11 protein-coding genes are annotated in these 12,125 nt (G+C 68.9%); 4 read left to right on the top strand and 7 right to left on the bottom strand.

The window, feature by feature from the left end; all coding sequences use genetic code 11:
- Positions 1 to 5: 5 nt before the first annotated feature.
- Positions 6 to 1,124, bottom strand: coding sequence for a sugar ABC transporter substrate-binding protein (locus tag HQ312_RS04560; protein WP_222632227.1), 1,119 nt, complete (start codon positions 1,122 to 1,124; stop codon positions 6 to 8).
- A gap of 96 nt (positions 1,125 to 1,220) precedes the next feature.
- Complete coding sequence (locus tag HQ312_RS04555; RefSeq protein WP_307108118.1) at positions 1,221 to 2,444, bottom strand: mandelate racemase/muconate lactonizing enzyme family protein; 1,224 nt, start codon at positions 2,442 to 2,444, stop codon at positions 1,221 to 1,223.
- A 416-nt stretch (positions 2,445 to 2,860) separates the two neighbouring features.
- Here HQ312_RS04555 and HQ312_RS04550 point away from each other — a divergent pair, with 416 nt between their 5' ends.
- Positions 2,861 to 4,432, top strand: coding sequence for an ABC transporter substrate-binding protein (locus HQ312_RS04550; protein ID WP_222637943.1), 1,572 nt, complete (start codon positions 2,861 to 2,863; stop codon positions 4,430 to 4,432).
- A 1-nt stretch (position 4,433) separates the two neighbouring features.
- Here the strand turns inward: HQ312_RS04550 and HQ312_RS04545 are convergent, their stop codons facing one another.
- Complete coding sequence (locus HQ312_RS04545; RefSeq protein ID WP_222637942.1) at positions 4,434 to 5,828, bottom strand: xylulokinase; 1,395 nt, start codon at positions 5,826 to 5,828, stop codon at positions 4,434 to 4,436.
- A 72-nt stretch (positions 5,829 to 5,900) separates the two neighbouring features.
- Between HQ312_RS04545 and HQ312_RS04540 the strand changes: the two genes are divergently transcribed.
- Positions 5,901 to 6,593 carry a TetR family transcriptional regulator gene (locus tag HQ312_RS04540; protein ID WP_222637941.1) on the top strand — a complete coding sequence of 231 codons (693 nt, stop codon included), beginning with the start codon at positions 5,901 to 5,903 and terminating at the stop codon, positions 6,591 to 6,593.
- On the opposite strand, the gene HQ312_RS04535 is transcribed toward HQ312_RS04540, so the two are convergent.
- Positions 6,577 to 8,634: an acyltransferase family protein gene (locus HQ312_RS04535; RefSeq protein WP_222637940.1), complete on the bottom strand. Its 2,058-nt coding sequence runs from the start codon at positions 8,632 to 8,634 to the stop codon at positions 6,577 to 6,579. The two genes, HQ312_RS04540 and HQ312_RS04535, sit on opposite strands and share 17 nt — an antisense overlap.
- Positions 8,635 to 8,799: 165 nt before the next feature.
- Here HQ312_RS04535 and HQ312_RS04530 point away from each other — a divergent pair, with 165 nt between their 5' ends.
- Complete coding sequence (locus tag HQ312_RS04530) at positions 8,800 to 9,957, top strand: acyl-CoA dehydrogenase (RefSeq protein WP_056441154.1); 1,158 nt, start codon at positions 8,800 to 8,802, stop codon at positions 9,955 to 9,957.
- Positions 9,958 to 9,981: 24 nt separating this feature from the next.
- On the opposite strand, the gene HQ312_RS04525 is transcribed toward HQ312_RS04530, so the two are convergent.
- The 3 genes from HQ312_RS04525 to HQ312_RS04515 are packed head-to-tail and all read right to left on the bottom strand — an operon-like array spanning position 9,982 to position 11,598.
- On the bottom strand, positions 9,982 to 10,350 hold the full coding sequence (locus HQ312_RS04525) for an RNA-binding S4 domain-containing protein (RefSeq protein WP_027506141.1): 369 nt from the start codon (positions 10,348 to 10,350) through the stop codon (positions 9,982 to 9,984).
- Complete coding sequence (locus HQ312_RS04520) at positions 10,347 to 10,838, bottom strand: metallophosphoesterase family protein (RefSeq protein ID WP_222637939.1); 492 nt, start codon at positions 10,836 to 10,838, stop codon at positions 10,347 to 10,349. The genes HQ312_RS04525 and HQ312_RS04520 overlap by 4 nt, the downstream gene beginning before the upstream one ends.
- Before the next feature lies 1 nt (position 10,839).
- A complete protein-coding gene (locus HQ312_RS04515; RefSeq protein WP_222637938.1) occupies positions 10,840 to 11,598 on the bottom strand; it encodes an SDR family oxidoreductase in 759 nt (252 codons plus the stop codon).
- A 104-nt stretch (positions 11,599 to 11,702) separates the two neighbouring features.
- Here HQ312_RS04515 and HQ312_RS04510 point away from each other — a divergent pair, with 104 nt between their 5' ends.
- The gene (locus HQ312_RS04510; RefSeq protein ID WP_222637937.1) at positions 11,703 to 12,107 is read left to right on the top strand and encodes a VOC family protein; all 405 of its coding nucleotides are present in this window, start codon (positions 11,703 to 11,705) and stop codon (positions 12,105 to 12,107) included.
- The last annotated feature ends 18 nt before the right edge of the window (positions 12,108 to 12,125 follow it).

The following is a 12,125-nucleotide window of genomic DNA, read 5'->3' as shown; positions in this document are numbered from 1 at the left end:
GGTGGTCAGGAGATTCCCGCGTCCGCGCAGGCCTGAGCCACGTCGCCACTGCACAACGCGTCCGCCGAGACGGCGCCGCCGTCGACGGCGACCTTGACGTTGTCGCGCGTGATGGTGACCGGGTCCAGCAGGACCGACTTCACCTGACGGTTGCCCTCGGGGTCCTCCGACGTCGCCGTCGCCTTGGCGTCGGCAGCGGCGGTGTCACCCTTGGCGAGGTCGATGGCGAGCTCGGCGGCAGCGGCCGCCTCCTTCGCGACGTCCTTGTAGACGGTCATGCACTGGTCGCCGCGGAGCACGGCCTTCAGTCCGTCCTCGGTGGCGTCCTGACCGGTGACCGGCACGGTGCCGTTCAGGCCGTTCTTCTGCAGGACCGTGATGACGGCGCCCGCGAGTCCGTCGTTGGCGGCGAGAACGCCGTCGACCTTGCCGCCGTTGGCGGTGAGCAGCTGCTCGAAGGTGGTGCCGCCGACCTGGTTGTCCCACTCGGGGATGGCCTGGTCGCCCGCGAGGCGCAGGTCGCCGGAGTCGTACTTCGGCTGCAGCACCTCGAGCGCGCCGGCCTTGAACAGCGTGGCGTTGTTGTCGGTCGGCGAGCCGTTGATCTGGATGATCTGCGCGCCGGGCTTCGCGCCCACGCAGTCCACCAGGCCCTGACCCTGCAGGTTGCCGACGGTGGTGCTGTCGAAGGAGACGTAGTAGTCGGCCGAGCCGCCGAGGGTGAGTCGGTCGTAGTCGATGGTGGCGACGCCCGCTTCGGTGGCCTTCTTCTGCACGGCGGCACCGGACTCGGACGAGAGATTGCTCATCAGGATGACCTTCGCACCCTGGCTGATCATCGAGTCGGCGATGGACGAGAACTTGGTGGTGTCGCCCTCCGCGTTCTGGATGATCGGATCGAGACCCGCGTCGCTCAGCGCCTTCTGCAGGAGCGGTCGGTCCTGCGACTCGTAGCGTGCGGACGACTTGGTGTCGGGCAGGATGACGCCGACCTTGGTGCCGCCGTTGCCGGATCCGCCGGAGTCTCCGCTGCCGCTGTCGCTGCTGGAGTTGCTGCCACACGCGGTGAGTGCCATGACCAGACCGATACCCGCCGCGGTGAGGGCGAGCCTTGTGTTCTGCATCGATCGTCCCTTCGGTTGTATGTTGCGGAGCACAACATATTCCTTCAGGTGTGATCTGGGCAATAGGCTGTCCGACAAGGTGACGTCGGTCACACCTCAGCGATCGACGTGCACCTCCGCCACGGTCCACGCGTGCGCCTGCTCGCTCAGGGTGAAGCCGAGGCCAGGACGTTCGGACAGGTGCATCCGCCCGTCCCGCGTCTCCAGGTGCTCCTCGAACAGCGGATCCAACCAGTCGAAGTGCTCCACCCAGGTCTGCAGAGGATAGGCAGCCGCGAGATGCAGGTGGATCTCCATCGCGAAGTGCGGCGCCATCTGGAGGCCGTGATGCTCGGCGAGTCCTGCGAGCTTCAGGAACTGCGTGATCCCACCGATGCGCGGCGCGTCGGGCTGGATGATGTCGACGGACCCGGCCTCGATCAGGCGCACGTGCTCGCCGACACTGGCCAGCATCTCACCGGTCGCGATGGACGTGTCGAAGGTCCGCGCGAGCATGGCGTGGCCCTCGGCGTCATAGGCGTCGAGCGGTTCCTCGATCCACACCAGATCGAACTGTTCGAGAATGCGGCACATCCGGGTCGCCGTCGGTCGGTCCCACTGCTGGTTCGCGTCGACCATCAGGGGTACGTCGTCACCCAGGTGCTCGCGCACTGCGGTCACCCGAGCGATGTCCTGGCGCCAGTCCGGTTGTCCCACCTTCAGTTTGATACCGCCGATACCGGCCGCGAGAGACGCGGTCGCGTTCTCCAGCACCTCCTCGATCGGGGTGTGCAGGAAGCCGCCGGACGTGTTGTACGTCTGCACGGCATCACGGGTGGAGCCGATGAGTTTCGCGAGCGGGAGCCCGGCGCGCTTCGCCTTCAGGTCCCACAGTGCGATGTCGACGGCCGCGATCGCCTGGGTGGCGACGCCGCTGCGACCGACGGAGGCACCGGCCCAGACGAGAGAGCTCCAAATCTTACCGATGTCACTGGGATCCTGACCGATCAGCACAGGCGCGATCTCTCGCGCGTGGGCGAACTGCGCAGGGCCGCCGGCACGTTTGGAGTAGCTGAACCCGATGCCCTCGTGCCCCTGCTCGGTGCGTATCTCGACGAAGAGGAACACCACCTCCGTCATCGGCTTCTGCCGTCCGGTCAGCACTTTCGCGTCGCTGATCGGTGTGGCCAGAGGGAGAACGACGGAGCGCAGGGTGACGTCCGCGATGCGATCGATCGTGGCGGCCCCGGGCGCGAGCGCACGAACGGCCGCGTCGGGCGCGGTGAGCCCGCTGGTCGGCCGGGTGGTGCTGCGCTCGGGGGTCTCTCGCGTGTCGGTCACAGTCGGCTCCTCCATCGGGTACGTGGTCCAGCTCACACGCTAGAAGCCGCACTGATGCGCGTCCAACACTGATGTCGCATCGGTCGATGCCGACCGAGCATCACTGCATGTCCCGACGAGTGGCGCTCCGGTCGCACCACATCGGCATCGAACGATGCGGAAATCGCATGTGTCGGTTCACGATCCGGACCGGTCGATCTCTGACCACGTATCGCCGCAGGTGGGTGACTCGAGCGGCGTCGGCGTCGTCGCCTCGATGGTGACGCGGACGGTCTCGACGACGGCTCGACGCCGTTGACGACCTCGACAACCGCTCCTACGTTGTGTCCACCGTCACAGGATCCGATCACCACAGCCCACCTGTCCGGTGTCACTCGAATCCCCCGTCCACTCGGACGTCATACCCGGAGGTCGACATGAGCCCTGCACCGCGACACCGATCCGGGACGCTCGCAGGCGTGCTCGTCCTCGCGCTCACCGCCTCGGCGTGCTCCGTGGCCAACACGGACCGCAGCTCGGTCACCGATCCGGACACCCTGCGCATCGTCCTGAGTCAGGAACCCCCGACGCTCGAGGCGTGCGACGTCTCGCAGACCTCGATCGGCGTCGTCACGCGGTCGAACATCACCGAACCTCTCATGGAGCGGAACCCCACCACCGGTGATCTCGAACCCAAGCTTGCCGACTCCTGGGAACAGAACTCCGACCGCCAGTGGACGTTCCGTCTGCACCCCGGAGTCACCTTCAGCGACGGTCGACCGTTCGAGGCCGCGGACGCCGCGCACTCCATCGAGCGCACCGTGAACTCCGACATCGGATGCAACGTCGAGGGATACGTGTTCGGCGACGCCGATCTGACCGTGGCCGTCGTCGATCCGCTGACCCTGACGGTGGCAGCGCCGAACCCGGATCCCATCCTCCCGCTGCGGATCTCGTTCGTGGAGATGGTCCCACGCACCGCCAGCATCACGGAACGCGAGCGGGAACCGGTCGGCACCGGACCGTTCGCTCTCGACACCTGGGACTACGGCCAGCGGCTGACCCTGGTGCGCAACGATCGGTACTGGGGGCCTCGGCCGGAGTTCGCCCGTGCCGTCTACCAGTGGCGCAGCGAAGGCAGCATCCGCGCGTCGATGGTCTCGGGAGACGAGGCCGACATCGCGACCGGTATCGGACCGGAGGACGGTGCCGGGGACCTGGGTGTGGCCTACCCGAACAACGAGACCACCGCGGTTCGGATCCAGGTGGGGGAGCCACCCCTGGACGACATCCGGGTGCGGCAGGCGATCAACTATTCCATCAACCGGAACGGCATCGTGCACGCCCTCTTTCGCGATCTGGGACGCCCGGCGGCCCAGTTGGTCTCGCCGGGAGTCGTCGGGTACGACGACGATCTCGAGGCGTGGCCGTACGACACGGAGAAGGCGCGAGCACTGCTCGACGAGGCACGAGCGGACGGCGTGCCGGTCGATGCGAAGATCCGACTGATCGGCCGTACCGGGCAGTTCCCGAAGGTCAACGAGACCCTCGAGGTCGTCCAGAACGCACTGTCCGAACTGGGCATGAACATCTCGATCGAGATGATGGACTCGGCCGGTACGTCGCAGTACCAGGAGCGCCCCTTCCCCGCCGACGCCGGCCCGTACCTCCTGGTCATCCAGCACGGCAACCAGGCGGGTGACTCGGCCTTCACCGTCGACCAGTACTTCACGAGTGACGGATTCCAGAGTGCCTACGGAACACCGGAGTTCGACGCGGAGATCGCCGCGGCCGGCCAGCTCACGGGTGACGCCCGGCAGGATGCGTACGCCCGCCTCTTCGAGGAGGAGCCGACGACGATCATGCAGATGGCGTACATCGCGCACATGGAGGGCGTGCTGGCGAAGTCGGACAGAGTCGACTACACACCCGACTCGGCCACCGTCGACGAGATGCACCTCGCTGCCATGACCCACGCCGACGACGAGTCGAACGCTACGGGGCGCTGACCTACCCGGCACCCTCCGTCAGGTCCCGCACCTCGGCGTAGCGTTCGCGCACCGCCGGGGTCGGGTCCGCCTCGTACCGGGGAATGTCCGCCGCGGCCCAGGTGGGCGGTTCGGCCCCGCCGGACAGCACCCAGGCCGCCTGGCGCGCGGCCCCGTCGGCCACGTACTCACCGGGCGGCGGGACGTCGACGGGCATGCCGAAGACTCCCGGCGCGAGGACGCGCACCGCCTCGGATTTCGCGCCCCCGCCGACGAGCAGCACTCGCGACACGGTCGCACCCTGCGCCACCAGGTGGTCGATCCCGTCGGCGAGACTGCACAGCAGACCCTCGATCGCGGCGCGCGCGAGGTGCGCCGGGGTCGAATTACCCAGGCGCAGGCCATGAATCGCACCGGTCGCGCCGGGCCTGTTCGGTGTGCGCTCCCCCTCGAGGTACGGCACCATGACCAGTCCCCGGCTCTCCGTGGACAGCGCGAGCCGCGACAGCTCGTCGTGGTCGACGCCGAGCAGGCGCGCGGTCGCATCGAGCACGCGCGCGGCGTTCAGCGTGCAGACGAGAGGCAGTTGACGACCGGTGGCGTCGGCGAAGCCGGCCACCAGTCCCGACGGGTCGCGAGGAGCCACGGCGGACACGGCCGAGACGACGCCGGACGTGCCGATGGAGACCACCAGGTCACCCTCGCCGGCACCCAGAGCCAGTGCCGCAGCGGCATTGTCACCGGTTCCGGGCCCGATGGCCGCGCCTCCGGAAGTCGTGCCGATCCGTGTCGAGGGCGCCGCCACGGTGGGCACGTGCGGGGTGCGCCCGCGTAGCGCGAGACCGAGCAGATCGACGCGGTACTCGTTCGTGGCCGCCGAGAAGTATCCCGTGCCGCTGGCGTCACCCCGATCCGTGGCCAGGGCGTCGAGTCCGCGAGCACCGCCGAGGCGCCAGGACAGCCAGTCGTGCGGAAGACAGACTGCCGCAGTGCGATCGGCGTTCTCCGGCTCGTGATCCGCGAGCCACCGCAGCTTTGCCGCGGTGATGGACGCGACCGGCACCACGCCCACGGCGTCGGCCCACTCCTGGCCTCCACCCAGCTCGGTCACCAGGTCGAGCGCCGACTCGGCGGAGCGAGTGTCGTTCCACAGCAACGCCGGTCGGACGGTCTCGCCCGCCTCGTCGAGACACACCATGCCGTGCTGCTGCGCTCCGACGGAGACCGCGTCTACGCCGTCCATTCCACCGGCGTCCGCGAGAGCGGTCTCGAGAGCCTCGTGCCACCGGGCCGGGTCGATCTCGGTGCCGTCGGGATGGCCGGCCCGACCGTGGCGGACCAGCTCACCGGAATCCGCGTCCCGAACAACGATTTTGCACGACTGGGTGGACGAATCGACACCCATCACCAACGCCACGACCTCGTCCCTTCACCGTCACGTGCGTTCCGGCAGCTCACCGGTCCGAGCAGTTCACGCTACCGTGAAGCCATGGCCGCCCACGACGAACCGCGAGAAACCGAGGACGCCCGGTTTCGCCTCGAGGTCATGGGTGCGGCGCTGGAGCTCTTCGAGAGCAAGGGGTACGAGGCCACCACGGTCGACCAGATCGCGGAGAGCGCGGGGCTGTCGCGCCGCACGTTCTTCCGGCAGTTCCGGTCCAAGGAGGATGTGGTCTTCCTCGACCACGACGCCACCCTCGCCCATGTGCAGGACTTCCTGGGAACGACCGACCTCGACCCGTACGACGCCGTGTGCGAGGCCGCCGCGCGCGTGTTCGCCCGGTTCTCCGGCACGCCGGACACCACCCGTCGCCGCTACCGCGTCCTGCAGACGGTGCCCGCCCTGCGCGAGCGCGAACTGGTGATGGTGCTGCGGTACGAGCGCGTCTTCGTCGACACCCTGCGCCGCGGCGCCCCGACGCAGGAGCCGCTCGCCCTGGTGCAGTTCGCCGCCGCGGTCACGGCGACGCACAATTACCTGCTGCGCACGTGGCTTCGCGACGGGGCCCGAGTGGAGGTCGAGGACGTCCGGCGCGCCCTCGGGGCGGTGAAGCGGCGGTTCGTCACCGACACCGCGAGAGACCGGCCCACCGCACTCGTGTTGCCGCCGGGGACGTCGGTCGCCGACGTCACGACCCTGCTCGCACAGCACTTCGGGGACGGTCTCACCACCACCCCGTGACCTCGCCGAGCGTGCTGTCGACCACCGGCACGAGCGACCGGACGTACGTCGCCGACAGGTGGTGGGAATCGTGGTAGACCAGCACGTTTCCTTCGACGACGCGACACACGTCGGGACCGCAGACCGCATCGGAGAAGTCGACGGGAACCACCGAGGGGAACGGCAGCGACGCGGCGCGGGCCGGATCGATCTCGGACAGGACCTCGCTGCGCGGCAGTCCGCACGACTCGCTGTCGCCGCCGTCGGCAAGGCAGTCCGCGGCGCGATACGGGACGCCCTCCCGGCTGAGCCACGGAGTGTCCCGCACGGCCACGACGGGAAGAGCTAGCGCGGAGAAGCGTGCCCAGACGTCGAGGTACGCGTCGGGTGTGACGTCGCCGAACTCCGTGGGGCTCGGCCTCGTCGAGGTGGTGAACACCCAGTCGGGGCGGTCCGACGCGAGGATGTCGAGCACGTCCGAGGACCAGTCCCGGCAGTCCGGGTAGGGCAGATCCACCAGGAGCGGCTCGCCGATGTCGAGCGGGCAACCCATCTTGAGGTAGGTCACCACGGCGAACCCGCGATCCCGGCCGATCCGGTCGAGTGCGGGGAGCCAGTGCTCGGCATGCGATCCCCCGGCCAGGGCAAGGGTGCGCGTCGCGTCGGGATCGCCGTACACGCACGAGATCACCTCGCGCTGCGTCATGTCCGCGATGCAGCCGTCCAGCGTCGACTGCGGCAGGTCCAGGTCCGCATCGAGCACGGTGGGTCGCATCGGAGCGTCCGGCACGGGAACACCGTCGACGAGCGCGAGCGCCCCCGGGTAGCGATCGTCGGAGCTCACGTCGGCGGTCGGCTGGGCCGTCGCTCGATCGAGGTAGCCCTGCCAGGTCGCGCTCGCCGCGGCGAGGCCGATCGCTCCGACGGTCACCAGGGCGGTGAGGACGCCGCGGCCCGCGCCCCGACGGTGCACCGGCTCCTCCACCCACGAGCGTGTGGCGACGGCCAGGGCGATCGAGACGACCACCACGGCGGATCCCGTCACCACGGTCACCGAGTGCCCGGTTCCGAGCACCGCGATGAGGATCGGCCAGTGCCACAGGTACAGCGGGTAGGCGATGGAGCCGAGGAACTGCAGTGGGCGGGACTCGAGAGCACGGGTCACGGCCGGTGCTCGTGACTCGGGAGCACCCGCACCGGCAAGCACCAGCAGCATCGCGGCCCCGACCGGCACCAGCGCGGCAGGACCGGGGAACTGCGCCGCACCGTCGACGAGGAACCCACAGCCCACCAGTGCGGCAAGTCCGACGACGGCGGCCGCGGCCCGTAGCGCGGCCGGCAGCACCACTCGACCGATCACCAGCCCGGCGATCGCGCCGACAGCGAGTTCCCACGTCCGCGCCCCGGTGTCGTAGTAGGCCCACCCCTGGTGGGTGCGGCCGATGTCGGCCGCATAGGTGAACGACACCGCGGCGGCGACCGCGAGCACCGACACCAGCACCGGTGTGGTCAGGTCCCGACGACCACACCGACGGCACGCCGCGGCGACGAGGAACACCACGGCCGTGACACCGACGTAGAACTGCACCTGCACGGACATCGACCACAGGTGCTGGAGCGGACTGACCGACAGATCGGCCGCCGCGTAGTCGGACGCGGTCCGCGCGAGCTCCCAGTTCTGGACGTACGCCAGCGACGCGAGGAGCTGCCGCGTCGTCGCGTCCCACATCGTGAAGGGTCGGTCCCACGCGGTCCAGAGCGCCACTGCGCCGAACACCACCACCGCCGCGGGGTACAGGCGTCGGGCGGTGCGGACGACGAGGGGCCGCAGGATCGGGCCGTCGGCTCGCTCGACGCGGCGCAGCACCATCGACGTGAAGAAGAAGCCGGACAGGACGAGGAAGACGTCGACACCGCCCGAGACCCTGCCGAACCAGATGTGGAAGACGACCACGAGGGCGATCGCCAGCCCGCGGAGACCGTCCAGATCGACGCGGTGGCCCGGCCTGCGCGCGCCGACTGCCCGGGCACCCGGCGCACGGGTCGTCGCCTGGTGGTGCACGACCACCAGAATAAGGGACGGACGGTACGGGTCCGGAGCACCCACACGTGACCAGTGACACCAAGTGCCACGCAGCCATGGTCACCGGCCGGTCGGTCCGGTACGCTGGCCTCATTCCGTGACACCGAGTGCCACGACCCTCTCACCACGACGAACGGACATCCCATGGCCGGCAACCCCAGCTTCGACCTCTTCCAGCTCGCCGACGAGCACAACGAGCTCCGCGAGGCCATCCGCGCACTCTCCGAGAAGGAGATCGCGCCGTACGCCACCGAGGTCGACGAGCAGGAGCGCTTCCCCGAGGAGGCCCTGAAGGCCCTCAACGCCTCCGGCTTCAACGCGGTGCACATTCCCGAGGAGTACGGCGGCCAGGGCGCCGACTCCGTCGCGGCCTGCATGGTGATCGAGGAGGTCGCCCGCGTGTGCGGTTCCTCCTCCCTGATCCCCGCCGTGAACAAGCTCGGCACCATGGGCCTCATCCTCAGCGGCAACGAGGAGCTCAAGCAGAAGGTGCTGCCCTCCATCGCCGAGGGCGAGATGGCCTCCTACGGACTGTCCGAGCGTGAGGCGGGCTCCGACGCCGCCGGCATGAAGACCCGCGCCAAGGCGGACGGCGACGACTGGATCCTGAACGGCTCGAAGGCCTGGATCACCAACGCCGGCAAGTCGACCTGGTACACCGTCATGGCCGTCACCGATCCCGAGAAGAAGGCCAACGGCATCTCGGCGTTCATGGTGCACAAGGACGACGAGGGCTTCTCGGTCGGCGAGAAGGAGCGCAAGCTCGGCATCAAGGGCAGCCCCACCCGCGAGCTGTACTTCGAGAACTGCCGCATCCCCGGAGACCGCATCATCGGTGAGCCCGGCACCGGCTTCAAGACGGCACTCGCGACGCTCGACCACACCCGTCCCACCATCGGCGCGCAGGCCGTCGGCATCGCGCAGGGCGCTCTCGACGCGGCCATCGCGTACACCAAGGACCGCAAGCAGTTCGGCAAGGCCATCAGCACGTTCCAGGGCGTCGAGTTCATGCTCGCCGACATGGCGATGGAGATCGAGGCGGCCCGCCTCATGGTGTACTCGGCAGCCGCTCGCGCCGAGCGCGGCGAGAAGAACCTCGGCTTCATCTCCGCCGCCTCCAAGTGCTTCGCCTCGGACGTCGCCATGAAGGTGACCACCGATGCGGTGCAGCTCTTCGGTGGCGCCGGCTACACGCGCGACTTCCCGGTCGAGCGCATGATGCGTGACGCCAAGATCACGCAGATCTACGAAGGCACCAACCAGATTCAGCGCGTCGTCATGTCGCGCGCACTGCTGCGCTGACGCCGGTGGCGGGACCGCCGCGCGTCACTCGCTCGGCGGTGCCGCCCGCAACCGGTCGATCTCGCGCCGGTCCCGCTTCGTCGGCCTCCCGGCTCCGCGATCGCGAACGGGCACCGCGGCGAACAGTTCACGCGGCGGTGGGGGTGGGCTCCGGTCGATGTAGCACGCCACCGCGGCCGGGGCTCCCACTCGCTTGTTCACGAGCTGAGTGACCTCGACGATCTTCTCGAATCCCCCTGCGCGGATGCGTACCTCGTCACCGGGCACCACGTGCTGCGCCGGCTTGGCGGCACTGCCGTTGATCTTCACGTGTCCGCCGCGGCACGCCGACGCGGCGGCGGAGCGCGTCTTGAACAGCCGCACCGACCACGTCCAGGCGTCGATGCGCGTCACAGCTCGTGCACCACGACGTCCGAGACGGCACCGCCGCTCAGGGTCAGCGTCATGTAGGTGCAGTGCGGTTGCCGCCGACGGTCGGTCGGCGAACCCGGGTTGAGCAGGCGCATCCCGTTGTCGGACAGCGTGTCCCACGGAATGTGGCTGTGCCCGAACACGAGCAGGTCGGTGTCCGGGAACTGCGCGTCCATCCGCTTCTCCCGTCCCTCCTTCGCCCCGGTCTCGTGCGTCACCACCATGCGTACGCCCTCGACCGTCCGCCGTGCGACCTCCGGCAACCGCGCACGGAGATCGTCACCGTCGTTGTTGCCCCAGCAGGCGAGCAGATCGGTCGACCGTTCCTCGAGCGCGTCCAGCAACGACGGCGCCATCCAGTCACCCGCGTGCACCACCAGGTCGGCCGCGTCCACCGCGTCCCACACCGCGGCGGGCAGATCCCGCGCGCGGGTGGGGACGTGGGTGTCGGCGAGCAGCAGCAACTTCACATCAGTCTTTCGGCCCGCCCGCGACGTACACGACCTGGCCGGACACGAATCCTGCACCCTCACTGCAGAAAAAGGATGCCGTGTGGGCGATGTCCTCGGGCTGACCGATGCGGTTGACCGGGATCTGCGACGCGGCACCCTTCTTGAAGTCCTCGAACGGCACGCCGACGCGCTCGGCCGTCGCCGCCGTCATCTCCGTCTCGATGAAGCCGGGTGCGATCGCGTTGACGGTGACGTTGTAGCGGCCCAGCTCGATGGCGAGGGTCTTGGTGAAGCCCTGCATGCCGGCCTTGGCGGCCGCGTAGTTGGCCTGACCGCGGTTGCCCAGCGCCGAGGTGGACGACAGGTTGACGATGCGTCCCCACTTGGCCTCGACCTGATGCTTCTGCACCTCGCGGGACATGAGGAACGATCCGCGCAGATGCACGCCGAGCACGGCGTCCCAGTCGTCGACCGACATCTTGAAGAGAAGATTGTCGCGCAGGATGCCGGCGTTGTTCACCAACACCGTGGGCGCCCCGAAGTCGGTGGCGATGCGCTCGACCGCAGAGATGACCGACTGCTCGTCCGCGACGTTCGCGCCGACGGCGATGGCCTGACCACCGGCTGCGGTGATCGCGTCGACCGTGCCGGCACACGCCGCCTCGTCGAGATCGACGACGGCGACACCGAAGCCGTCCGCGGCGAGACGTCGGGCGACGGCGGCACCGATTCCTCGCGCACTTCCCGTGACGATTGCTGTCCTGACCTGCTCGCTCACGACTACCCTCTTTCTCATCTCGGCCCCGAAATCCCGCGGCTCCCACTCTTTCTATCAAGTCACAGGAGTCGGCGAACCACCCCCGCTCGAGAAAGAGGCTCACCATGACGACCCGACTCAATCCGTACCTGTCGTTCCGGGACACGGCGCGGGAGGCGATGGAGTTCTATCGCACCGTGTTCGGCGGAGAACTCACGCTGTCGACGTTCGGTGACTCGGGCATGCCCGTCGAGGAGTCCGAGTCGGGCAACGTCATGCACGGTCAGCTCGACACCCCGGGCGGCTTCACGTTGATGGGCGCCGACACTCCGTCGTCGATGGAGGTGAGCACCAACGGCACGGTGTCCCTGAGCGGCGACGACGAGCCAGAACTGCGCGGCTACTGGGACGCGCTCGCCGAGGGCGGAACCCTCGGCGTCCCGCTCGAGACAGCGCCCTGGGGCGACACCTTCGGGATGCTCACCGACCGGTTCGGAATCGGCTGGATGGTGAACATCGCCGGCAGCTAGCTGCCGACGGTCACATGG

Source organism: Rhodococcus sp. BP-316 (assembly GCF_019836105.1).
GTDB lineage: Bacteria > Actinomycetota > Actinomycetes > Mycobacteriales > Mycobacteriaceae > Rhodococcoides.
The sequence above is the reverse complement of the archived record's forward strand: the minus strand, read 5'-3'. Positions and strand labels throughout refer to the sequence as shown.